The sequence below is a fragment of the Burkholderia sp. R-40 genome (genome assembly GCF_049942845.1).
GTDB classification, from domain to species: domain Bacteria; phylum Pseudomonadota; class Gammaproteobacteria; order Burkholderiales; family Burkholderiaceae; genus Burkholderia; species Burkholderia ambifaria.
In genome coordinates, this window is record NZ_CP187968.1 from 1,264,311 (window position 1) to 1,288,122 (window position 23,812).

At 67.6% G+C, this 23,812-nt stretch carries 20 protein-coding genes; 8 read left to right on the forward strand and 12 right to left on the reverse strand.

Features of this window, described 5'->3' with window-relative positions; all coding sequences use genetic code 11:
- Nucleotides 1-294 precede the first annotated feature (294 nt).
- Together ACP26O_RS22070 and ACP26O_RS22075 are read left to right on the forward strand one after the other, a co-directional pair.
- Nucleotides 295-1,698, forward strand: coding sequence for a GntP family permease (locus ACP26O_RS22070; protein ID WP_011659798.1), 1,404 nt, complete (start codon nt 295-297; stop codon nt 1,696-1,698).
- Between the two features lie 508 nt (nt 1,699-2,206).
- The gene (locus ACP26O_RS22075; RefSeq protein WP_175664280.1) at nt 2,207-2,458 is read left to right on the forward strand and encodes a DUF4148 domain-containing protein; all 252 of its coding nucleotides are present in this window, start codon (nt 2,207-2,209) and stop codon (nt 2,456-2,458) included.
- 48 nt (nt 2,459-2,506) lie between these two features.
- Here ACP26O_RS22075 and ACP26O_RS22080 read toward each other — a convergent pair whose 3' ends face one another.
- On the reverse strand, nt 2,507-4,108 hold the full coding sequence (locus ACP26O_RS22080) for a thioredoxin family protein (protein WP_175664281.1): 1,602 nt from the start codon (nt 4,106-4,108) through the stop codon (nt 2,507-2,509).
- A 325-nt stretch (nt 4,109-4,433) separates the two neighbouring features.
- Nucleotides 4,434-4,934, reverse strand: coding sequence for a GNAT family N-acetyltransferase (locus tag ACP26O_RS22085; protein WP_175664282.1), 501 nt, complete (start codon nt 4,932-4,934; stop codon nt 4,434-4,436).
- A gap of 534 nt (nt 4,935-5,468) precedes the next feature.
- Here ACP26O_RS22085 and ACP26O_RS22090 point away from each other — a divergent pair.
- From ACP26O_RS22090 to ACP26O_RS22100, 3 genes are all read left to right on the forward strand, one after another.
- On the forward strand, nt 5,469-7,790 hold the full coding sequence (locus ACP26O_RS22090) for a phosphocholine-specific phospholipase C (protein WP_175664283.1): 2,322 nt from the start codon (nt 5,469-5,471) through the stop codon (nt 7,788-7,790).
- A 237-nt stretch (nt 7,791-8,027) separates the two neighbouring features.
- Nucleotides 8,028-8,297: a hypothetical protein gene (locus tag ACP26O_RS22095; RefSeq protein WP_006753639.1), complete on the forward strand. Its 270-nt coding sequence runs from the start codon at nt 8,028-8,030 to the stop codon at nt 8,295-8,297.
- A 163-nt stretch (nt 8,298-8,460) separates the two neighbouring features.
- Nucleotides 8,461-9,453, forward strand: a complete 993-nt coding sequence (locus ACP26O_RS22100) for a DedA family protein/thiosulfate sulfurtransferase GlpE (protein ID WP_175664284.1) — start codon at nt 8,461-8,463, stop codon at nt 9,451-9,453.
- A gap of 67 nt (nt 9,454-9,520) precedes the next feature.
- Here ACP26O_RS22100 and ACP26O_RS22105 read toward each other — a convergent pair whose 3' ends face one another.
- The 7 genes from ACP26O_RS22105 to ACP26O_RS22135 all read right to left on the reverse strand — a co-directional run bounded on the left by ACP26O_RS22105 (nt 9,521) and on the right by ACP26O_RS22135 (nt 17,402).
- A complete protein-coding gene (locus tag ACP26O_RS22105) occupies nt 9,521-10,993 on the reverse strand; it encodes an OprD family outer membrane porin (protein WP_175659984.1) in 1,473 nt (490 codons plus the stop codon).
- A 160-nt stretch (nt 10,994-11,153) separates the two neighbouring features.
- A complete protein-coding gene (locus tag ACP26O_RS22110; protein WP_175659983.1) occupies nt 11,154-12,176 on the reverse strand; it encodes an ABC transporter ATP-binding protein in 1,023 nt (340 codons plus the stop codon).
- Complete coding sequence (locus tag ACP26O_RS22115; RefSeq protein WP_011659806.1) at nt 12,173-13,165, reverse strand: ABC transporter ATP-binding protein; 993 nt, start codon at nt 13,163-13,165, stop codon at nt 12,173-12,175. Before ACP26O_RS22115 ends, ACP26O_RS22110 begins: the two co-directional genes overlap by 4 nt.
- A gap of 1 nt (nt 13,166) precedes the next feature.
- Complete coding sequence (locus tag ACP26O_RS22120) at nt 13,167-14,069, reverse strand: ABC transporter permease (RefSeq protein ID WP_175664285.1); 903 nt, start codon at nt 14,067-14,069, stop codon at nt 13,167-13,169.
- A gap of 13 nt (nt 14,070-14,082) precedes the next feature.
- Complete coding sequence (locus ACP26O_RS22125) at nt 14,083-15,021, reverse strand: ABC transporter permease subunit (RefSeq protein ID WP_011659808.1); 939 nt, start codon at nt 15,019-15,021, stop codon at nt 14,083-14,085.
- Between the two features lie 11 nt (nt 15,022-15,032).
- Nucleotides 15,033-16,646 carry a peptide ABC transporter substrate-binding protein gene (locus tag ACP26O_RS22130; protein WP_105832593.1) on the reverse strand — a complete coding sequence of 538 codons (1,614 nt, stop codon included), beginning with the start codon at nt 16,644-16,646 and terminating at the stop codon, nt 15,033-15,035.
- 177 nt (nt 16,647-16,823) lie between these two features.
- Entirely contained in the window at nt 16,824-17,402 is a 579-nt protein-coding gene (locus tag ACP26O_RS22135) for a cupin domain-containing protein (protein ID WP_006753630.1), read from the reverse strand.
- Nucleotides 17,403-17,899: 497 nt separating this feature from the next.
- Here ACP26O_RS22135 and ACP26O_RS22140 point away from each other — a divergent pair, with 497 nt between their 5' ends.
- Both ACP26O_RS22140 and ACP26O_RS22145 read left to right on the forward strand, forming a co-directional pair.
- Nucleotides 17,900-19,423, forward strand: coding sequence for a peptide MFS transporter (locus ACP26O_RS22140; RefSeq protein ID WP_011659810.1), 1,524 nt, complete (start codon nt 17,900-17,902; stop codon nt 19,421-19,423).
- Between the two features lie 120 nt (nt 19,424-19,543).
- The gene (locus ACP26O_RS22145) at nt 19,544-19,750 is read left to right on the forward strand and encodes a hypothetical protein (protein WP_105832592.1); all 207 of its coding nucleotides are present in this window, start codon (nt 19,544-19,546) and stop codon (nt 19,748-19,750) included.
- 56 nt (nt 19,751-19,806) lie between these two features.
- Here the strand turns inward: ACP26O_RS22145 and ACP26O_RS22150 are convergent, their stop codons facing one another.
- The 3 genes from ACP26O_RS22150 to ACP26O_RS22160 form a co-directional block, all read right to left on the reverse strand.
- A complete protein-coding gene (locus tag ACP26O_RS22150) occupies nt 19,807-20,931 on the reverse strand; it encodes an OpgC domain-containing protein (protein WP_175659980.1) in 1,125 nt (374 codons plus the stop codon).
- A gap of 407 nt (nt 20,932-21,338) precedes the next feature.
- Nucleotides 21,339-22,238, reverse strand: a complete 900-nt coding sequence (gene rarD, locus ACP26O_RS22155; protein ID WP_012367073.1) for an EamA family transporter RarD — start codon at nt 22,236-22,238, stop codon at nt 21,339-21,341.
- Nucleotides 22,239-22,250: 12 nt separating this feature from the next.
- Complete coding sequence (locus tag ACP26O_RS22160) at nt 22,251-22,547, reverse strand: acylphosphatase (RefSeq protein WP_041491699.1); 297 nt, start codon at nt 22,545-22,547, stop codon at nt 22,251-22,253.
- Nucleotides 22,548-22,757: 210 nt separating this feature from the next.
- On the opposite strand from ACP26O_RS22160, the gene hpnA reads away from it, so the two are divergent.
- Nucleotides 22,758-23,765: a hopanoid-associated sugar epimerase gene (gene hpnA, locus ACP26O_RS22165; RefSeq protein ID WP_426356402.1), complete on the forward strand. Its 1,008-nt coding sequence runs from the start codon at nt 22,758-22,760 to the stop codon at nt 23,763-23,765.
- Nucleotides 23,766-23,812 lie beyond the last annotated feature (47 nt).

Here is a 23,812-nt window from a genome sequence, read left to right on the forward strand (position 1 = left end):
ATGTCTCCGGAACGGGACGAAGTATCTCATTTCAGAGATACGCCGGAATGCCTTGTCAGGGAAAGCCCTTGCCGATTCGCGGGCCTGTCCGGATGGCCAATTCGTCTCCGGATGGAGACGTTTTATGTAGAATCTTCAGACATTGGCCGGCGCGGGCCCGCCAGCCTCCGCCGGACCCATGTCCGGCGGCGCAATCCGGCCGATGGCACGAAACCTGCACGAACCGTCCCGGTCCGCGGCGCGTCCCGCGATCGAACAACAACCAAAGCCATTCCAAGCAATTAGGAGACTCCCTTGTCTTTCGTGATCGTCCTCGCCGCGCTGGCGTTCCTGATGTTCGCCGCGTATCGCGGCTACAGCGTGATCCTGTTCGCGCCGATCGCCGCGCTCGGCGCGGTCCTGCTGACCGACCCCGCGGCCGTCGCACCGGTCTTCTCCGGCATCTTCATGGAGAAGATGGTCGGCTTCGTCAAACTCTATTTCCCGGTGTTCATGCTCGGCGCCGTGTTCGGCAAGGTGATCGAACTGTCCGGTTTCTCCGAGTCGATCGTCCATGCGGCGATCCGCTACATCGGCCGCTCGCGTGCGAACGCGGTGATCGTCGCGGTGTGCGCGCTGCTCACCTATGGCGGCGTGTCGCTGTTCGTCGTGGTGTTCGCGGTGTATCCGTTCGCGGCCGAACTCTATCGCCAGAGCAACATTCCGAAACGGTTGATGCCCGGCGCGATCGCGCTCGGCGCGTTCTCGTTCACGATGGACTCGCTGCCCGGCACGCCGCAGATCCAGAACATCATCCCGACCACGTTCTTCAAGACGACTGCCTGGGCCGCGCCCGTGCTCGGCACGATCGGCTCGCTGTTCATCGTCGTCGTCGGCCTCACGTACCTGGAATGGCGCCGCCGTTCGGCGATGGCGAAGGGTGAAGGCTACGGCACGTCGCTCGTCAACGAACCGGAACGCGTCGAAGCGAAGTCCCTCCCGCATCCGGCGCTGGCGATCCTGCCGCTGATCCTCGTGGGCGTGTCGAACTTCGCGTTCACGAAGCTGATCCCGCAGTGGTACGGCGCCGCGTCGTACACGGTCGCGCCGGACGTGCTGCCCGGCGTGCACGCGCCGGTCACGACGTCGATCAAGACGGTCGTCGCGATCTGGTCGGTCGAGGCCGCGCTGCTGCTTGGCATCGTGCTGGTCATCCTGACCGCGTTCAAGCGCGTGAGCGGCCGCTTCGCGGACGGCTCGAAGGCCGCCGTCGCCGGCGCACTGCTCGCCGCGATGAACACCGCGTCGGAATACGGTTTCGGCGGCGTGATCGCCGCATTGCCGGGCTTCCTCGTCGTCAGCGATGCGCTGAAGAGCATTCCGAACCCGCTCGTGAACGCGGCCGTATCGGTCAGCTCGCTCGCCGGCATCACCGGTTCGGCGTCGGGCGGCATGAGCATCGCGCTTGCCGCGATGTCGGACCTGTTCATCAAGGGCGCGCAGGCGGCCAACATTCCGCTGGACGTGCTGCACCGGGTCGTCGCGATGGCCAGCGGCGGCATGGACACGCTGCCGCACAACGGCGCGGTCATCACGCTGCTCGCGGTCACGGGCCTCACGCACCGTCAGTCGTATCGCGACATCTTCGCGGTCACCATCATCAAGACGCTCGCGGTGTTCTTCGTGATCGCCGTGTACTACACGACGGGCCTCGTGTAACGCTGTGCATTGGGCGGCGTTCCGCACGCCGCTGCCCCTCGGTCGGCCGCATCGACGCGGCCGACGCTCCTTTCCCCCGCACCTTCTCGATCGCCCTCCTTCGCCGCAACAGGCAGCGCAGCGCGATGTCCATCGCGTGGCACCTTCCCGGTAGGTCCGCATGCAAACCGGGCGAACCGCCCCGGATCCGCCTCCGCCGATCCGCTCCCCGCCCGACCGGAACCGCCCAACGCCACGCCGCGGCATGGCCCGGACGGCTCGCACGCCTCAGCACCCGCCACGCGCCACGCGCCGCCATCCGCCATCCGCCATCCGCCATCCGCCATCCGCCATCCGCCATCCGCCATCCGCCACTCCTGCTCCCACTCCCATTGTTACCAGCAGCAGAACACTGCGTTGGGAGCGATCGCATTTTTCCCGCGCGTGGCCGGGCCTACACTGTTTTCAACCGCAGCCGCTTCGTCGAACGAAGGCCGGCCGCCCAGTCGGAAACATGGAGGTCTCGATCATGAAGCGCCTGATTCAAGCAGTTGCCATCGCCCTGGCCGTATCGGCCCCGCTCGCCGCGCACGCGCAGTCGAACCCGCCGCTCACGCGTGCGCAGGTCCACGCCGAAGTGAAAGCGCTCAAGCAAGCCGGCTTCCAGCCGAGCGACTGGTTCTATCCGGCCAGCATCGTTTCCGCCGAAGCGAAGATCGCCCGTGAGCAGAGTGCCGGGTATGGCAGCGATCGCGGCGCGTCGTCGGAGTCGAGCCAGTAATCGCGGCCTCCGCTCCCCCAGCCCGCCCGACCGCACCCGTTTCCACCGTTACGCCTTCACCGGCTGAATCAATTTCGCGCATGCCGCTGCCTGCGGGTCGCCCGCCGGCAGCTTCGCGCATACCCCATCGAACTGCTTCACCACCGACCTGACCGACGCATCGTGCGCGCCGCCGCCGCGCCAGCGGTTCAGTTGCGTGACGACCTTGGTCAGCGCCCGCAGGTTCGCCCCATAAAACGCATCGCGTGTCTTCCCGGCCTGCGCGAGCACGCTCGCGGCGATCGCCTCGATCCGCGCCGAATCGTCCGGCGCCAGCGCGACCGCATTCGCGAAGTAGGTCGCGCCCCAGCGCAGTTTCGTCGCCGGTCCGCTCGCCGAGTCGTACGCCTTCCGGTACCAGTCGAGCGCCGCGGCCTTGTCGCCGCGCGCCTTCGCATTCGCGGCCAGTCCGGACATGAAGTAGTACGGCGTCGCCGAACGCGGCAACTCTGCCTTCAGCAAGATATCTGATTCGTCGTACAGCCCTGCGTCGGTCAACGTGTCCGCCCCTTCGCTGACGAGCGCCTGCCGCTCGTACGGATTCGCGGCGCCCTGCACCGATGCCGCGATCTGCTTGCGTGCGGCATCGACCAGCGCCGGCGCCGGTGCGGGGAGCGGCGCGCCGTCGTGCGCGTCGCCGCGCGCGAGCAGCACGCGGCCGTGCAGCGCCATCAGGCGGTCGATCGACGACAGCGTCGTGTCGGTCGACAGCCGCGCAAGCGCCGCGTCGTATGCGCCGCGCAGCTTCGCGCGCTGCGCGGCATCGCCGCCGAGGTAGGCGACCACGCGCGCCGGCGCCGCGACGAGCACATCCGAATCGGCCCGCGCCAGCGCCGGCTCGCGCAGCACCGCGCGCAGCGCATCGGCGAGCGCGGCCTTGTCGAGCGCGCCGGCCTGCGCGGGATCGTCCGAGGACGCGACCACCGCCGACTTCAGCGCGAATCGCGCGGCGTCCGCCTTCGCGCCGGCTGCACGCGCACGCTGCGACAGCGTCTGCAGCGTCACCGCGACCCGATCGGGCGGCACCGGCAACGCGCCATCGGTGTCCCATGAATAGTCGGCGAGCAGATGCCATTCGTCCGGCGTCAGCGACGCACCGTTGTTCAGCGCGGTCGCGAGCGTCTGCCGCACCGGGTGCGCGGCCGTCATCCCGAGCGACAGCGCCTGCATGTAGCGATCGAGATCGGCTTCGCCCGGCAGCCGCGTCACTTCGGTGCCGTCCGGGCGGAACAGGATCATCGTCGGATAGCCGTGCACCTTGAAGCGCTCGCCGAGCTTCTGCGCGCTTTCGGTATCGCCGTCCAGATATACCGGCACGAAGAACGACGAGCGGGTCTTGAACGCCTGCTGGCTGAAGATCGTCGACTTCACCTGGTTGCACGACGGGCACCACACCGCTCCCCAGTACAACAGCAGCGGCTTGCCGGTGCGCTTCGCCAGCGCGAACGCGGCATCGACGTCGCCCTGCTGCCACGCGATGCCGGGCGGCAGATGCGCGCCGTCGCCCGACGGACTCGCCACGGGAGCGCCCTGCGGCGCGGGGTTGGCGAACGCCGCACCGGCGGCGGCGAACAGGCAGGCGGCAGTCAGGTTGCGGAGAACGGTTTTCATCGAGACGGGTTCCGTTGAAAGAGACGGTTGCGGGAAGCGGCGTCGCGCGACGGTCGGAGGCGGCACGTCAGCGGCGGCCGGCCCATGCGTGCGAAGCGGCGAGGCGAAAACACGGCGAAACGACGAAGGGCGTCGACGGATGGCGCTGCGCATGCCGGACCCGGCCGCGCGCGTCGTGCAGGCATCGACGCAAAAAGCCGCGACCGGCAAATCGCTCGACGATACGATTCACACGGCCGGTTGAAAACGAACGAATTCTCGAATGGATATGACATGGGGCATCGCCGTGGGCGCAACGATGCACCGCGCTGCGTGCACGCTTCCATCACTGCCGCCCCTTGATCCGCGCCATCTGATACACCGACGCATACGCGCCGTCGCGCAGCGCGTAGTCCGGCGCCTCTCCCTCGATCCGGAAACCATGCTTTTCATACAGCGCGATGGCCGCCGGGTTGTCGACGAATACGGTCAATTCAAGCCGCGTGACGTTGAGCCAGTTTTCGGCGAGTTCGATGGCGGCGGCCAGCAGCCGGCCGCCGATGCCGCGACCATGATGCGACGCATCGACCATCATCCCGAGCGACGCCGCATGACGCCGGCGCGGGTTCTGCTCCGGATGCAGCGCGAGATGGCCGACCACCGCGCCGTCGAGTTCGGCGACGAGGCTCACGCCCTGTTCGTGCAGGCGTTCGAGTCGCCGCTGCCATTTCTCGTGCGACGGAAACGGTTGCTGGAGCGTGTTCATGTACACCGCGGGGTGCGCGACGATTTGCCGGATCGCGTCGACGTCGTGCGTCTCGCTGTGCCGGATCGTGATATCGGTCATGACTGGGTAGAGTCGAAAGTATCGGGCCGGGGCACGTTGCCGCGCGAACGCAACAACGCATCGAGCTTATCCGATTTCACACGAATGAAACATGGTCGCAGCGCAACTGCGATTCCGTTGCACGCACAACCACACCACCTCGCTACGACCTAACAAAATCGGTAATTTATGACCACCCTCTCCCACGGAAGTCGGTAATTTAAGACCATGCCGGCATCTTCGCGGCGCCGTCACCGATTAGTTGCGCTCGCAACATCACCGCCATCGGAATCGCACGTCATCGCGTGTCATCCGCGCATCACGTCGACGTCATCTGCGCTCCCTAGACTGGGCGCCGCCCCGCCCGGCACTCGCCGGGCACGCGTGGGCCGAGATCCTGCCCCGCGCATCACGAGCGTGCGGTGCGCAGGATCGCGACAACGGCCAACGCGCCGACACGCACACGCATCGCCAGCCGTCCCGGAAGGGGGGGACGACGCACGGGCGCAACAGACGAAGTCACGAACGCTCCCATCATCACAGGATCAGAACGCCATGACGTCACGCCGCAAATTTCTTCAGCAAACCGCGACTTCCGGCCTCGCCGCCGCCGCGCTCTCCGCGTTTCCGCCGAGCATCCGCCGCGCGCTCGCGATTCCCGCGTTTCACGAAACGGGGACCATCAAGGACGTCAAGCACGTCGTGCTCCTGATGATGGAGAACCGCGGGTTCGACGGCTACTTCGGCACCTTCAAGGGCGTGCGCGGTTACGGCGACCGCTTCGCGGTGCCGTCGCCGAACGGCCGCGACGTATTCCACCAGACCTACACGAAAGCGACGCCCGCCGCGACCATCACGCCGTACCACCTCGACGCGAGCCAGGGCAACGCACAGCGCGCGGGCGGCACGCCGCACACGTGGGCCGACTCGCAGGCCGCGTGGGACCATGGCCGGATGAACCGCTGGCCCGACGCGAAAACACCGCTGTCGATGGGCTATTACGACGCGGCCGAAGTACCGTTCCAGCGCGCGCTCGCCGACGCGTTCACGCTGTGCGACCACTACCACTGCGGGATGCACACGGGCACGATCGCGAACCGGCTGTTCTACTGGAGCGGCACCAACGGCCCGAACGGCATCAACCCGGCCGACGGCAGCCGCGTGAAGCTCGCCGCGCTGAACAACCAGTTCAACGGCGGCAACGACATCGGCCCGTCGAGCCAGGGCTGGACGTGGACGACCTACGCGGACCGGCTGCAGCAGGCCGGCGTGAACTGGAAGGTCTACCAGAGCCTGATCGACAACTTCGGCTGCAACGAGATGATGAGCTTCCGCCACTGGCGCGCGGCCATCGAGCAGATGCCGGCCGCACGCCGCCCCGCGTACGTCGCGTCGACGGACATCACGCAGCCGGTGACGGCGGCCGGCGCGTTCTACGATCCGGCGATCGACGATCCGTTGAGCCCGCTCGCGAAGGGTTTCGGCAACACGATGCCGCATGGCTTCCTCGAAACGTTCCGTGACGACATCCGCAACGGCACGCTGCCCGAGGTGTCGTGGATCATCCCGCCTTCCGTGTACAGCGAACATCCTGGGCCGTCGAGCCCCGCGCAGGGCGCGTGGTACGTGCAGGCGGTGCTCGACGCGCTGACCGCGAACCCGGAGGTGTGGAGCAAGACCGTGCTGCTGATCAACTACGACGAGAACGACGGTTTCTTCGACCACATGCCGTCGCCGGCCGTGCCGTCGCGCAACGCGGACGGCTCGCTCGCGGGCGGCCATACGCTCGCGGCCGCCGACGTCGCCGTCGAGTATCACGACTTCGCGCCGGCCACGTCGAGCCAGCCCGCGGCCGACGGCCGTCCGTACGGGCCGGGCCCGCGCGTGCCGATGTGGGTCGTGTCGCCGTGGAGCCGCGGCGGCTGGGTCAATTCGCAGGTGTTCGACCATACGTCGACGCTGCTTTTCCTCGAGAAGCGCTTCGGCGTGGTCGAGCCGCAGATCAGCGCGTATCGCCGCGCGGTGTGCGGCGACCTGACGAGCGCGCTCAACTTCCGCACGCCGAACAACGAACCGCTGCCGACGCTCGCGGGCCGCACGACGAAAAGTCAGGTCGACGCACTGAGCGCCGCGCAGCAGGCGGCGCCGAAGATCACGCCGCCGGCCACGCCGTCGCTGCCCGCGCAGGCCACCGGCGTGCGCCCGTCGCGTGCGCTGCCGTACGAGCTGCATGCGAGCGCGCAGGTCGATGCCGGCAAGGGCATCGTCACGCTGAAGTTCGCGAACACCGGCCGCGCGGCGGCGGTGTTCCACGTCTACGACAAGCTGCACCTCGACCGCGTGCCGCGCCGCTACGTCGTCGAGCCGGGCAAGGCGCTGCGCGGCGACTGGGCGGCGCTGGCCGACGACAGCGGCAAATATGACCTGTGGGTGCTCGGCCCGAACGGCTATCACCGCCGCTTCACCGGCGACCTGGCCCGGCTGGCCGGCGGGCGGGCGCCGCACCCGGAGATCCGGGTCGGCTATGCGGGCGCGAGCGGCAATCTGCATCTGCGGCTGCGCAACGACGGCGGCAGCCCCGTGCGCTTCACGGTGAAGTCGAACGAGGTGTACGGCGCGCTGTCCGGCCGCGGCGCGAACGACGATCGCGGCCACGGCAACGAGAACGACAACCGCGCCGGCACGACATGGACCGTCACGGTGCACGCCGGCAGCCAGTCGGAACTGCACTGGAAGCTCGACTCGACCGGCCACTGGTACGACTTCGTCGTCACCGCCGACAGCGACGCGAGCTTCTCGCGCCGCGTGGCCGGCCGCGTCGAAACGGGCCGCCACTCGGTCAGCGACCCGGCGATGGGGCTCGCCGACCGCTTCTGACGGCAGCCGCGCCCGCCCGGCCCGATCCCGGCCGGGCGGCGGGCGCGGCGCCCCCCGATCCGGCTGAAACGCCCGCCCGGCGGGGCTCAAACATCAGAAGGATGGGTGGTACAACCCTCTTTTCGCGCCCACGAAAATGCTCCGTGTTGCGGCCCGTTCGCGTTAAACTTCGTCAAGCTGCATTCAACAACGACATCTTCGCCAATCTGGCACACACACGACACGAGGATAGGTTCGATGCGCACTACCGGCTCATCCGGGGCAATGACCCTGCTCACCGAACACGACCCGGCCGACGGCCGCGAACTCCGCTCGCTCAGGCTCGAATCGACCAGCGACGGCAAGAGCGTGCTGCTGATCGAGATCGACGAACGCAAGCCCGGCATTCACCGCGAGGTCCGCTACGAGATCACGCCGGCCGAACTGATCGCGGCGATCCGCTCGCACGGCGCCGAGTTGCCCGGCGAAAACCACGGCGCCGCGTCGCTCGCCCGCACTCCTTCCTGAAGTCCGACGGTGAGCCGCGTGCAACGCATCGGCTCACCGTTCTGCCCGCATCTCCCTGCCGCCGTCAGGCGCTTTCCGTCATTCCCCGACGCACGGTTGAAAATGGCCGATAATCGGCCCATCTGTGTAGTCTCCCCACGCGCTTCCTTTTCGGCCAGCCGTCATGCTCCGTGACCTCGTCGCCCAATACGGGCCGCTTCTCGTGTTCGCCAACGTACTCGCGGCGGCCATCGGCCTGCCCGTGCCGGCGATGCCGACGCTCGTGCTGTTCGGCGCGATGGCCGCGATGCATCCGGCGATGATCGGCTCGCAGCTCGTGACGGTGCTCGCGCTGTCGGTGCTCGGCGCGCTGATCGGCGACACCGTGTGGTACGTCGCCGGGCGGCGCTACGGCGGTACGACGCTGAAGACGATCTGCCGGCTGTCGCTGTCGCGCGATACCTGCGTGAAGAAGACCGAACGTTTCTTCGGCCGCTACGGCGTGCGCGTGCTCGCGGTCGCCCGCTTCATCCCCGGGCTGTCGCTCGTATCGGTGCCGATGGCCGGCGCGCTCGGCACGCGCTATCGCACGTTCGCCGGCTACGATGCGCTCGGCGCCGCGCTGTGGACGATCGTCGGGCTCGTCGCGGGGCTCGTGTTCTACCGGCAGATCGACTGGCTGTTCGCCGGCGCGAGCCGGCTCGGCCGCGCGGTGCTGCTGGTGATCGTCGCGCTGCTCGCGATCTATGCGGCCGTGCGCTGGATGCGCCGCCGCGCGCTGATCCGTCAGCTCGCGAGCGCGCGGATCGGGGTCGACGAGCTCGACCGCCTGCTGGGCGACGCGTCGGCGCCCGTGGTGCTCGACGTGCGTTCGCCCGAGCATCGCAAGCTCGACCCGTTCACGATTCCCGGCGCGCAGTTCGCGGACGAGCGGCGCATCGACGACATCGTCTCGCGCTATCCGCTCACGCAGAAGTTCGTCGTGTATTGCTCGTGCCCGAACGAAGTGACGGCCGCGCTGATGGCCAAGCGCCTGCTCGACGCAGGCTTCACCGATGCGCTGCCGCTGCGCGGCGGCCTCGATGCCTGGCGCGACACCGGCCGCCAGCTCACGTCGCTGGTGGAAGAGATGCCCGCCGCGAACGATCCGGTGGCGGGTTTGCACAAGCCGGCCTGATCGAACTGACGGCAGGCCGGCCGCGCAAGACGGGAAATACCGCGGGGGACGTTGCATCCCCCTTCGATCAGAACGCGTGCAGCGGCACGTTCACGACCAGGCGATACTCGCGGTTCGTCGCGTCCGAGTAGTGCGCGGAACCGTTGTGCCACATCGCGATGAACGTGACCTTCGTATCCTTCAGCTTGCCGCTCTGGAACGTGTACGACGGGATGAAGCCGAACTCGTGGTGACGGCCCTGCACCGGCGCGCCGTTGGCCCAGTAGATGCTCGACTTGCTCGGATCGTTCGCCGCCCCCGCGCTGCCGTCCGCACCCCAGCCCGTCACGCCCCAGACCATCGCCTTGAAGCCCGGCAGGCCCGCTTCCTTGCCGTAGAACGTGTAACGCAGCTGCAGCGACTTTTCGTGCGGCGCGTTGTAGTCGACGTCCATCGAGTTGGTCAGGAAGATACCGTTGGTTTCGTTCAGGTAGTCGAAGAACTGATCGCCGAGCACCTGCTGGAAGCCGAGCAGCAGCTCGTGCGGGCCGTGCTGCGCGGCCAGCGACAGGCTGTATGCGTTGTTGTCGATCTTGCCCTGCAGCGCGTCGCCGGTGTCGTGCGTCGAGTAGACGTTGCCGAAGCCCGTCCACTTGATTGTCTGCGTGCTGCCGATGCTGTGCTTCACCGACGCGTAGTACTGGTGCCACACGTCGTCGGCCTGGTTCGCGTACAGCGCGACTTCGCCGTTCGGCGAGTAGTCCCACGTGCCGCCGACGTACGTCAGGCGGTTGATGCGCGTGCCGCCGTATTGCGTGGTGAGGTTGGTGAGCGTCGTGTGACCGCGTGCGTCGGTCTTCGTGAAGCTGCCGGCCTCGAGCATCACGTTCTTGAATTCGTTGCTGACGATCGTCGCGCCGAGGAACGTCGGCGGCAGCGCGCGGTTGTCGTGCTGCTCCATGAACGGGTTGTCGACGGCTTGCAGACCGTACTTGACCACCGTGTTCGAAATGCGCGCCTTGATGTCGTAGATGCCCGGGTAGGCCCACGCGAGCTGGTTGCCGCCACCGCCGCCCTTCGCGATGTGCACCATGCTGCCGGCGCCCTGGCCGCCGTCGAGCTTCAGCGCCGCATACAGCGACGCGTCGAAACCGATCCCGATCAAGCCCGTCGTAAAGCCCGACTCGAAGTTCGCCATCGCGCCCTGGACCCACGCGTGGCGGTGCGGGCCGCCCTTGCTGTCGAGCACGTCCGAATAGTTGCGGAACAGGAAGTCGAGATGGCTGTCGGCAATGAAGCCCTTCGACTTCGACTGGGCCGACGGCTCGTCCGGCGGCGTGACGGCCTGGGTCGCTTCGGCGTTGATCACGGCGTTCGGGGTCGTTGCCTGCGCAACGGTCGAGCTCGCGCCGGCGGACGGCGCAGCCTGCGCGACCGTCAGCGGTGCGGGGGCTGCGTCGTCGGCGTGCGCGACGCCGGTCAGCGACACGCCCGCGAGCGCCGGCAAGCCCCATGCAAGCAGCATCTTCGATGCCGTCCCGATCGTCTTTTGCTTTTTCATCGTCATTCTCGTCTTGTGTTGATGTCGTCCACGCCGGTTGCGATCCGCTTCCAGCCCCCCGGCGAGCCCGGTTAAGGACGCGCCTTTACCCGCGGCGCGAAGGTCGTTCGCGCCGCACCCTACCCCTGTTGACCTGCCTGGTTATGTTTGCTGCGTCACTTCATGCCGCCACGCCCGCCCGGATGCACGCGACACGCGCCGCCGAGCCGTGCCGCACTTCCGGCAGCGGCACGTCCTGCGCGCACGCGTCGATCGCGACCGGGCAGCGCGTGCGAAACGCGCAGCCGGACGGCGGGTTGAGCGGCGACGGCATCTCGCCCGCCAGCAGCATCGGACGGCGAGCACGCTCGCGCGCCGGCTCCGGCGTCGGCGCCGCATCGAGCAGCGCCTTCGTGTACGGGTGCTGCGGCACGCCATACACGTCATGCCGCGTGCCGAACTCCATCACGCGGCCGAGATACATCACGAGCACGCGCTGGCTGATGGCCTTCACCACCGCCAGATCGTGCGCGACGAACAGATAGGACAACGACAGGTCGCGCTGCAGATCGCGCAGCAGGTTCACGATCTGCGCCTGTATCGACACGTCGAGCGCCGAGACGGGTTCGTCGCAGATCACGAGCTTCGGCTCGCTGATCAGCGCACGCGCGATACCGACGCGCTGGCACTGCCCGCCGGAAAATTCGTGGGGATAGCGCAGCAGGTGATGCGCATTCAGGCCGACGCGCTCGAGCATCGTGATCACGCGGCGGCGCACTTCGGTGCGGCCGAGGCCCGCGTGGTGCGTGACGAGCGGCTCCGCGACGATCTGCTCGATCGTCATGCGCGGATCGAGCGACGCGAGCGGATCCTGGAAGATCATCTGGACTTCGCGGCGCATCGCGGTGCCGCGCAGGTGATCGGGCGCGACGGCATCGCCGCGCCAGCGCACCGTGCCGGCCGTCATCGGCACGAGGCCGATCAGCGCGCGCGCGAGCGTCGACTTCCCGCAGCCCGACTCGCCGACGAGCCCGACCGTTTCGCCGCGCTTCACGTCGAACGACACGCCGTCGACTGCGCGCAGCGTGCCCTTCGGCGACCACGGATAGCCGCCGAGCGGCACGCGGAAATGCACCTTCAGATCCTCGACGGACAGCAGCGTGTCGCCCGTCGCGCCGGCATTGCGGCGTGCTTCGACGCTCATCGCAGACCTCCCGTCAGATCGGCCAGCGGCCGGTGGCACGCGCGCACCGCGCCCGCCGCGCCATAGGTTTCGAGCACGGGGCGCGCCGCACCGCAGCGCTCCTCCGCATACGTGCAGCGTTTCGCGAACGCGCACCCGGCCGGCGCGGTGCCGGGCATCGGCGGATTGCCGGGAATCGCGACGAGCGGCGCATCGTCCGCGTCGGTCAGGCGCGGCAGCGCGTTGAGCAGGCCGATCGTGTACGGATGCGACGGCGCCGCGAAGATCGAATCGGCCGGTGCGTATTCGACGGTGCGGCCCGCATACATGACCATCACGTCGTCCGCGAGGCCCGCGACCACGCCCATGTCGTGCGTGATCAGCACGATCGCGGTGCCGCGCTCGCGGTTCAGTTCGCGCAGCAGGTCGATGATCTGCGCCTGCACGGTCACGTCGAGCGCGGTGGTCGGCTCGTCGGCGATCAGGATTTCCGGCTCGGACAGCAGCGCCATCGCGATCATCACGCGCTGCCGCATGCCGCCGGAGAACTCGTGCGGATACATGCGGATGCGGCGTGCCGCATCGGGAATGCGCACCGACTCGAGCGCCTCGATCGCGCGCCGGGTCGCGTCCTTGCGCGACAGCTTGCGATGCAGCTGCAGCGTCTCGGTCATCTGCCGCTCGATCGTCAGGAACGGATTGAGCGACGTCATCGGATCCTGAAAGATCATCGCGATGCGGTCGCCGCGCACCGCGTTCAGCGCGCGCGTATCCATCTCGAGCAGGTTGTCGCCGCGATAGCGCGCGGTGCCCGTCGTCGTGCCGTTGCCGGCCAGCAGGCCGAGCAGCGCCATCACGGTCTGGCTCTTGCCCGAGCCCGATTCGCCGACGATGCCGAGCGTCTTGCCGGCCTCGAGCGAGAACGACACGCCGCTCACGGCGTCGACGGGCGGTGCATCCTTGCGCGTGAAGCGCACGCCGAGGTTGTCGACTTCAAGTAGTGAGGCCATCTCAGCGATCCTTCGGGTCGAGCGCGTCACGCAGGCCGTCGCCAACGAAGTTCACGCAGTAAAGCGTCACGCACAGCATGACGGCCGGTGCCAGCAGGAGCCACGGCATCGATTCCAGTTTCTGCGCGCCGTCCTGGATCAGCACGCCCCAGCTCGTCATCGGTTCCTGCACGCCGAGGCCGAGGAACGACAGCACCGATTCGGTCAGCACGATGTTCGGCACCGAGACCGTCGCGTACACGACGACCACGCCGAGCAGGTTCGGCACGATGTGGCGCCGCACGATCGATGCCGGCGACACGCCGATCGCGCGCGCCGCATCGACGAACTCTCGGTTGCGCAGCGACAGCGTCTGGCCGCGCACGACGCGCGCCATGTCGATCCACGAGAACGCGCTGATGGTCAGCACGACCAGCATGAACGAGCGGCCGAACAGGGTCATCATCAGGATCGCGATCAGCAGGTACGGGATCGCGTACATCATGTCGACGATGCGCATCATCACGGAGTCGACCCGGCCGCCCGCGAAGCCGGCGGTCGCGCCCCACGCGACGCCGAACAGGCCGGACACCAGCGTGCCGAGCAGGCCGACCTCGATCGACACGCGCCCGCCGATCAGCGTGCGCACGAGCAGGTCGCGGCCGAGTTCGTCGGTGCCGAACCAGTGCTGGTTGGCAAACGTCGGCGGCAGGCTGATCGACGCCCAGTCGCTCGCCGCGGGATCGGCCGCGAGCAGCCACGGGCCGGCGAAGCACGCGAGCGTGATCAGCGCGAGCAGCACGAGGCTGAACAGGGCCGCGCGGTTGTGAAGGAAGCGCGCGAACGCGAGCGCGAGCGGCGAGCGCGAACGCGGCGGCGAGTCGGTCTGCACGGGCAGACTGACGACGGGAGTAGTCGGGGTCATCGCAGTGCCTCGCTCAATAACGGATGCGCGGATCGAGCCACGCGTACGCGAGGTCGACCAGCAGGTTGAACAGCACTGCAAACACGGTCGTCAGCACGACGAGGCCGAGCACCAGCGTGTAGTCGCGGTTGATCGCGCCGTTCACGACGAGCTGCCCGAGCCCCGGCAGCGCAAACACCGATTCGGTGACGACGGCCGCCGTGATCGACGTGATGCAGACCGTGCCGAACAGCGACACGACCGGCATCAGCGCGGGCTTGAGCGCGTGGCGCAGCACGATCGTCGAGCCCGGCAGGCCCTTCGCGCGCGCGGTGCGGATGTAGTTGCTCGACAGCGTCTCGATCATCGAGCCGCGCATCACGCGCGCGAGCAGCGACACGTTGATGAAGGTCAGCAGCACGATCGGCAGCAGCCGGTACTGCCAGCCGCCGTCGCCCCAGCCGCCCGCCGGCAGCCAGCCGTTGCCGGCCGACGTCTTCAGCAGGATCGCGAAGATCCACACCAGCACCGGGCCGAGCACGAACGGCGGCACGACGTTGCCGAAGTTGCCGAGCAGCATCACGAAGCGGTCGATCACGCTGTCGCGGCGCACGGCAGCGACGGTACCGAGCAGCACCCCGAACACGATCGAGACCGGGATCGACACGCCGCCCACGCCGAGACTCACGGGCAGCGCCTTCTTCACGAGATCGTTCACCGACCAGTCGACGTAGCGGAACGACGGGCCGAGATCGCCGCGCAGCAGCGAGCCGAGATACAGCAGGTACTGCTTCCACAGCGGCTCGTCGAGGTGATACTTCGCGTTCAGGTTCGCGAGCGTCGCCACGGACAGCTGCTTCTCCGTATCGAACGGGCCGCCGGGCGTGAAATGCAGCAGCAGGTAGCAGACGGTGATGACCGCGAGAATCGTCGGCACCGCCCACAACGTGCGTCTCAATGCGTAGGCCAGCATGATCGCTCCGCTCAGTGCTTGATCAGGTACATGTCCTGCGACGCACGCATGTCGATCACGTTCTTCAGCGAGTAGCCGCCCACGTAGGGCTTCACGAGACGGTCGGCCGAGTACTGGAACAGCGGCACCATCGGCGTGTCGTTCATCGCCGTGTCGTGCGCCTGCGTGAGCAGCGCGGTGCGCGCCTTGTCGTCGAGCTTCTGGTTGCCTTCGTCGACGAGCGAGTCCATCTGCTTGTTGCAGTAGCCGACGGTGTTCTGCGAACTGCCGCAGCGGATCAGGTCGAAGAAGGTCATCGCGTCGTTGTAGTCGGCGAACCAGCCGTCGCGCGCGATCTGCACCTTGCCGTCATGCCGTTCCTTCATCAGCACCTTGAACTCGACGTTCTCGAGCTTCGTGTTGATGCCGAGCTTCGTGCGCCATTCCGATGCGGTGAACAGCGCGACCTTCTTGTGCAGGTCGTTGGTGTTGTACGTGAGCGTGAACGACAGCGGCTTCGCGTCCGAGTAGCCGGCCTGCTTGAGCAGGTCCTTCGCGGTCGCCACACGCTTGGCCATCGGCCACGACGCCCATTCCGGCGTGAACGGCTGCGCGCCCTTCGTGCCGTTCGGCATCAGGCCGTACATCGGCTTCTCGCCGGCCTGCGTGAGCTTCGACGTCAGCACGTCGCGATCGATCACCATCGACAGCGCCTGGCGCACGCGCTTGTCCTTGAGCGCCGCGTCGCTGTTGTTCAGGTAGTAGTAGTAGGTCGCGAGCTGCAGGCCCGGGCGCAGCTCGCCGCCGAACTGCTTGCTGACCTGCTGGAAGATGCCCGACGGGATCGAGTAGCTGTAGTCGATCTGGCCGGCCTGGTACATGCGCATCGCGGTTTCGTCGCTTTCGATCGGCAGGTACGTGACCTTGTTGATCACGACCTTCGACGCGTTCCAGTACTTCGCATCCTTGGTCGCCACGATGCGGTTGTTCGGCTGCCAGTCGACGAGCTGGTATGCGCCGTTGCTGACGATGTTGCCGGGGCGCGTCCATGCGTCGCCGAACTTCGCGACGGTGTCCTTGTTCACCGGTGCGAGCGGCGCCATCGCGGTCAGCTCGGGGAAGAACGCGACGGGCACGTCGGTCGTCACTTCCAGCGTGTACGGGTCGACGGCGCGCACGCCGAGCGTCGTCGGCGCGGCCTTGCCGGCGATGATGTCCTTCGAGTTCTTGATGAACTCGACGAGGATCGTGTACTTCGAGCCCGTCTTCGGATCGACGAGACGCTGCCACGAATAGACGAAATCGGCGGCCGTCACCGGCTGGCCGTTGCTCCACTTCGCATCGTGGCGCAGCTTGAAGATCCACGTCTGCGGCGTCTTGCGCTCCCACGACTGCGCGACGCCCGGCACGACCTGGCCGGCCGCGTCGATGCGGGCGAGCCCTTCGAACAGATCGAGGCCGATCGTGTTGCCCGTCCACGATTCGATGTGCGCCGGGTCGAGCGACTCGACTTCGGCGGGCACCTGGCGCGTCAGGTCCTGTTGAGGAGCGAGCGCGACGTTCGACGGAACGGTCACGGCGTGAGCGGCGGGCGTCGTCAGGGCGAGCGCGGCCAGCACGGCCGACATGGCATGCAAGGATTTCATCGTGGCGGTCTTGAGAAGGTTGTTCGGTGAGCGTCGCGCGGCGAATGCCGCGGTTACGCTTGAGACGCTGACGGGTGCAGCGATTGGGGAGGCCCGTGGTTCTCGTATTGCATCTTAGTATTCCTTACGTTTCTTTCGACAGGCATTCCGTCTCTGAAACGAAGGAATACCTGTGCGTTAGAACAGCCTCGGTGTACCGACCCAGACCACCACCGACTCGATCTTCGCGGTGTTGACCCAGCTGTGCGGGACCGTCGACTGATAGTGCGAGCTGTCGCCGGCCTGCAGGACGAACGTCTTGCCTTCCAGCGTCAGCGACACTTCCCCTTCAATCACATACAGGAATTCTTCTCCTGCATGCGTCGTTACTTCCGACCGCTTCTGCCCCGGCGGCAACCGCACGAGGATCGCCTCGAGCTGACGCCCTTCGGACACGTTCGTCAGCCTCGCGAACAAATTCGCCGAATCGGCGAATCCGAAGAAGCGCAACTGCTCGCCTCTGCAGACCGAGCGTTCCTCGCTCGGTGTGTCCACGAAGTACTGCACCGTCACGCCGAGCGCCTGTGCGATACCGGCCAGCGACGTCAGCGACGGCGACGCGAGCCCGCGCTCGACTTGAGACAGAAACGGCTTCGAAATACCCGCGGCGGTAGCGGTGTCGTCGAGCGTGCGCTTGAGTCGTTGGCGCAACGCGCGAATCTTGCTGCCCAGAGCGGCAGCGTCTGCCGATCGCGAGTTTTCAGTGGGGGAAACCATAGCAGGCCGAAAAGTGGTCGTCAAAAAATGTTTGATGGAAAGTAACTAAGTTAAATCGAGATGCCTTAATCTTCAGGTTCGCACACGTCTTCGGTGTCGAGCCCGGTGCACTAAACAGGGCACGAAGCGTGCGAAACGACGCGCTATCTTGCCAGACTCGCCGGCTTCACAGGCAAGCTGCAAGCGGCTCTCCGGGAATTTGCGGAGAACGGGCGCAGAGCTTACAAGTAAATGACGAGACAAATGTTCCTGAAAGCTGCTGCCATATTGGGAGTTTCCCTGAGTGGCGCGGACCCGACGCACCGGACCGGCAAACGTTACCATTCGCGCGCCGGTCGGGGCCGCGCACCGCCTTATTCGGCGGTGTCCGACCCCGGCCCGGGCTAACCGCCCGACTGCTCCATCGCCGACGCAAAGCCTACCCGGCCACCGTGCTCCGGCGCCAGTTCGACCCCAAGGCGACGCGCGATCCGCGCCGTCCGTTTGAAACGAGATTGATGATGCACGCACCTGTTTCACAAACCCGATCGTTTACGACGGTCTTCCTCATCGAAATGTGGGAGCGCTTCGGCTACTACGGCATGGCCGCGCTTCTGGTCCTCTTCATGGTCGACCGGCTCGGTTTCACCGACAGCCATGCGAACCTGACCTGGGGCGCGTTTACCGCACTCGTCTACGCGTCGCCGTCGATCGGCGGCTGGATCGGCGACAAGGTGCTCGGCGCCCGTCGCACGATGATCATCGGCGCGGCCGTGCTGTGCGCCGGCTACCTGATGCTGGCGGTGCCGAACGACGCGCTGGCGTACATGTACGCATCGCTCGGCGTGATCGTCGTCGGCAACGGCCTGTTCAAGGCCAACGCGGCGAACCTCGTGCGTCGGATCTACGAAGGCGACGACGCGCGCATCGACAGCGCATTCACGATCTACTACATGGCGGTCAACATCGGCTCGACCGTGTCGATGCTCGCGACGCCGTGGATCAAGGATCACTGGGGCTGGCACACCGCGTTCGCGGTCTGCTGCGGCGGCATGCTGCTCGCGATCCTGAACTTCATGCTGATGCACCGCACGCTCGCGCACATCGGCTCGCAGCCCGACGACGAACCGATCCGCTGGAAGCGCCTCGGCGGCGTGGCCGCAGGCGGCGTCGCGCTCGCGCTGATCACGCTGTACGTGCTGCAGCACAAGCAGCTCGCGGTCGCGAGCGTGTGGACGGCCGCGTTCGCGATTCTGGCGATCTTCGCGTACATGATCGCGAAGTCGGAGCGTTCGGAGCGGGCCGGCCTGATCGCGGCGCTGGTGCTAATCGGCCAGGTGATCCTGTTCTTCATCTTCTACGTGCAGATGTCGACGTCGCTGACGCTGTTCGCGCTGCGCAACGTCGATCCGCGCTTCATCCTGTTCGGCACGACGCTGTTCACGTGGAGCGCCGCGCAATTCCAGGCACTGAACCCGATCTGGATCATGATGCTGAGCCCGCTGCTCGTGTGGATCTACAACGCGTTCTCGAAGAGCGGCCGTGACCTGCCGGTCGCGGCGAAATACGCATTCGGCTTCGGCGCGGTGGCGGCCGGCTACCTGGTGTTCACGATCAGCGGCCGCTACGCGGTCGATGGTCGCGTGTCGTCGTGGTTCATGGTGTGGGGCTACGGCCTCTACTCGCTCGGCGAACTGCTGGTGAGCGGCCTCGGCCTCGCGATGATCGCCCGCTACGTGCCGGCGCGCATGAGCGGCTTCATGATGGGCGCGTATTTCGTCGCGACGGGTGTGTCGCAGTATCTGGGCAGCGTCGTCGCGAACTTCGCGCAGATGCCGTCGCACGACCTGCCGGCCACCGAATCGCTGCCGCTCTATCTTTCGCTGTTCGAGAAGCTCGGCTGGCTCGCCGCGATTGGCATGCTGCTGGCGCTGCTCCTGCTGCCGATGATGAACCGCCTGTCGCGCCAGCATCAGCGCTGCGCGGACGAGCGCCGCGAGGAAGAAGCGGTGCAGGCGCAGGCGATGGCCTCGGCTCAGTAAGTACTATCCCTCGGCGTGCGGCATGCACGCCACATTCTCCCGCCAGCACGGCCAGCACGTCCTACACTGGTTGCAACGGCGCAACCGTTCCATCGCGGCGCGCACTGGCGGGAGAACATCATGAAAAGCAAAACGACTCGGCTCTTGAGGATACTGTCGGACATCCGGCACGCGCAGCGCTGCACCGCCCTGCGCGCCGCCCGGGCCGCGGCCGAAGCCGACGCGGTGCTCGCGCAGGAGGACGATCCGAAGTCCGACGAACGCGACGACGCCGAATCCGACGACGCGACGGCGGCCCCCCGCTCTCGCATCGGCTCACCTCACTGAGCGTACCGACGCCGCGCGGGCCGCTTGCGTTCCGCCTGCGCGCGCTCCCGCGCCGCTCATGCGGCCGCGCCGCGCCAGCGCGCGAACCACGATCCCGATCCGGCCACCGCCATCATCAGCCCCACCGCGCACGCGTCGGCCGCGAGGCCCACGCCGATATGCCGCAGCTCGGCGCCGTTCGCGACCGGATGCAGCAGCGAATCGATGACGAGCGAGATCGCCGCGCCCGCGACGAAGCAGATCAGGCCGCGCCGGCCGACCGCGACGACGGGCTGCACGGCGTGCGCAATGCGCGCGATCCAGCCGTAGCGCACGCAGTCGGCCATCAGCCACGCGAGAGCCACGAAGCTCACGATGCGCGGCAGCGCGAGATCGCGCTTGAGCACGCCTTCCGGCACCGGCAGCCCCGAGAACAGCTTGTAGCTCGCGCAGCCGAGCACGATCGCACACGCGACGCCGGTCGCCGCGGCACTCCAGCGCCCGAGCGCGACGTGCCGATAGAACGGCTGGCTGCGCGCGAGCACGCCGCCGACGAACATCAGCTGCCACGCGAACGGGTTGAAGCTCCAGCGGAACGCATCGGTGTCCAGCAGTTCGGGGCCGAGCCAGCCGGCCGCGAGCCACGACGCCGCGCTGAACGCGACGAGCAGCCACGGGTGGCGACGCGCGAACGGCACGACGACCGGCGACGCGAGCGCGAACAGCACGTACATCGGCAGCACCGACGCGAGATACGGCTGGCGCTGGAACGTGAGCAGCTCGGCCGCGCCCGTGAGCGGCGACGCGAGCATCACGCTGACGTCGTCGAGCGCGAGGTTCGGCGCGTCGATCCCGTAATGGTCGAGCACGGCGGACGCGACGAGCATCAGCGTCGACGTCGCGAGAAACGCGCGATAGATCTGCATCGCGCGGTGCACGAACCGCCGCTGCGCGGCGCGCGCACCGTGCCGGTCGGCGATCGCGCCGTAGGCGCTCGCGGTCGCGAAGCCGCCGAGGAACACGAACACCTCGGCCGCGTCGCACAGCGCGAACGCATGGAGCGTCACGCGCGACAGCACGCTCGCACTGATGTGATCGACGACGATCATCAGCAGCACGATCCCGCGGAAGAAATCGACTTCGATCAAGCGGCCGCCGCGCGCCGGCGCAGCCGCGGCGGCGGGCGGCATGCTCAGCGACATGGCCGCACCTGCGCGAGAACGGCGCGGCACGCACCGGTGGAGAATTCGGAAGGGAGAAGGCGCAGCCGATCAGCGGCGATACGCGTATGCTCGCATCGCGCCAGCCCGGCCGGCCCGGCACGGAGATGACCGTTCATGGAAAAGCCGCATACGAAGAGAAGACGGTCAGATCAGTCTAGTGTCCGCTGGGGGATACCCTAAGTAACAAAATGCAACGGAATCTTCTGTTCGATTACACGGGTGACGGCGGTGATACGAAGCTGGCGACGCGGTCAGCGTGACGTCAGTGCGTCGCCAGTTCGACGCCAGGATCGCGGGAATTCGACGCGACGAACGCGCAACGCGCAGCCCGTTTCCGCGCGGCCGTCGTGCGGCGGCAGATGACGCCGAGCGACGCTGACCGACGCTCAGCGACGCGCGGGCAGGCGCCGCATCAGCATCGCGCTGTGCCACGCGGTCAGCGCGACGGCGACCCAGATCGGCCCGTACGTGGCGAGTTGCGCGACGCTCAGCGTCTCGCCGAGCAGCAGCAGCGACACCGCGACGAGCAGCACGGGCTCGACGTAGCCGAGGATGCCGAACAGCGCCATCGGCAGCATCCGGCTCGCCTTCAGGTAGCTCGCGAGCGCGAGCGTGCTGAGCACGCCGAGCCCCGGCAGCAGCGCGGCCCACAGCAGCGGATGGCCGGCGACCGGCGTCGCGCTCGTCGATACCATCGCGAGCGCGAACGGACACAGCAGCACGATCTCGACCGCGAACGCGGCCAGCGAATCGGCGTTGATCCGGCGGCGCAGCACGAAATACGGCGGATAGCCGAGCGCGACGACGAGCGTCGGCCACGCGAACGCGCGCGTCGCCCATACTTCGTGCGCGACGCCGAGCGCCGCGAAGGCGACCGCCGCCCATTGCAGCGGATCGAGCCGTTCGTGATAGTAGAAGCGGCCGACGAGCACCATCGTCAGCGGCAGCAGGAAATAGCCGAGCGACACTTCGAGCATGCGCCCGTGCAGCGGCGCCCACAGGAACAGCCACAGCTGCAGGCCGAGCAGCGCGGCGCTGACCGGCAGCGCGATCAGCAGGCGCCAGTCGCGCACGCTGCGTCGGACCAGCTCGACGAGCGCGGGCCAGCGGCCGCGCAGCGCGATCAGCGCGAGCGCGCCCGGTGCGGTCCACACGATGCGCCACGCGAAGATGTCGAGCCCCGTGAGCGGCGCGAGCAGTTTCGCGTAAGCGGACATCAGCGCGAACAGCGTCGACGCCAGCACCGACAGCACGATGCCGCGCCCGGCCTCCGGATACCCCGTCATATTGTTTTCGCCTTACTGCTGCTGGAAGCGATCGAAGCGCCTTTCGATCAGACGTTCCTCGAACGTGACCTCGGTCACGCGTGCGGCCGGTGGCCCGTGGCGCAGCCACGCGAGCATCCGGTCGATCTGCGCGCCGGGGCCCTGGATCATCGCCTCGACGCTGCCGTCCTCGAGATTCGCGACCCAGCCGCGCAGCTTCAGCGCATGCGCCTCGCGCACCGTCGCGTGACGGAAGCCGACGCCCTGCACGACGCCGCGCACCCGCACGTAGTAGGTCTCGATCCGTTCGTCCAGTTCATTACGGCTCATCGCGTCGCCCTCCTGTTGCATTCAAGCCCGGCATTGTAGTCGCGTCGGCCGCTTCCTACACGCGCCCGGCAGGCCGGCCATCGGCCGCCGCCCGGTGTGGCCGCGCAGTACGGCCGCCCGCGCGGCGCTCGCGTCGCCGGGCGCGCCGACCACGTACAATCTCGCCGACGCACAACCGCCGCGCCGCCCGCGCGGCCCTGAAGGAAACGCATGACTGATACCACCCGCGATCTCGTTCTCGTCACCGGCGCGTCCGGTTTCGTCGGCTCGGCCGTCGCGCGCATCGCGCAGCAGAAAGGCTATGCGGTGCGCGTGCTGGTGCGCCCGACCAGCCCGCGCACGAACGTCGCGGATCTCGACGCCGAGATCGTCACCGGCGACATGCGCGACGAGGCTTCGATGCGCGCCGCGCTGCGCGGCGTGCGCTACCTGCTGCACGTCGCGGCCGACTATCGGCTGTGGGCGCCGGATCCGGACGAGATCGAGCGCGCGAACCTCGAAGGCGCGGTCGCGACGATGCGCGCGGCGCGTGCCGAAGGCGTCGAGCGGATCGTCTACACGAGCAGCGTCGCGACGCTGAAGGTCACGAGCGCCGGCGATCCGTCCGACGAAAACCGGCCGCTGACCGCCGAGCAGGCGATCGGCGTGTACAAGCGCAGCAAGGTGCTGGCCGAGCGCGCGGTCGAGCGGATGATCGCCGACGAAGGGCTGCCGGCCGTGATCGTCAACCCGTCGACGCCGATCGGCCCGCGCGACGTGAAGCCGACGCCGACGGGCCGCATCATCGTCGAGGCCGCGCTCGGCAAGATTCCCGCGTTCGTCGATACCGGCCTGAACCTCGTGCACGTCGACGACGTCGCGCACGGCCACTTCCTCGCGCTCGAGCGCGGCCGGATCGGCGAGCGCTACATCCTCGGCGGCGAGAACCTGCCGCTGCAGCAGATGCTGGCCGACATCGCGCAGATGACGGGCCGCAAGGCGCCGACCATCGCGCTGCCGCGCTGGCCGCTCTACCCGCTCGCGCTCGGCGCGGAGGCCGTCGCGAAGTTCACGAAGAAGGAGCCGTTCGTGACCGTCGACGGGCTGCGGATGTCGAAGAACAAGATGTATTTCACGTCCGCGAAGGCCGAGCACGAGCTCGGCTACCGCGCGCGTCCGTACCGCGAAGGGCTGCGCGACGCGCTCGACTGGTTCGGCTCGGCGGGCTACCTGAAATAGCACAACGCGGCGTGCTTCACGCCGCTTTGCGCACTTTGTTACACGTC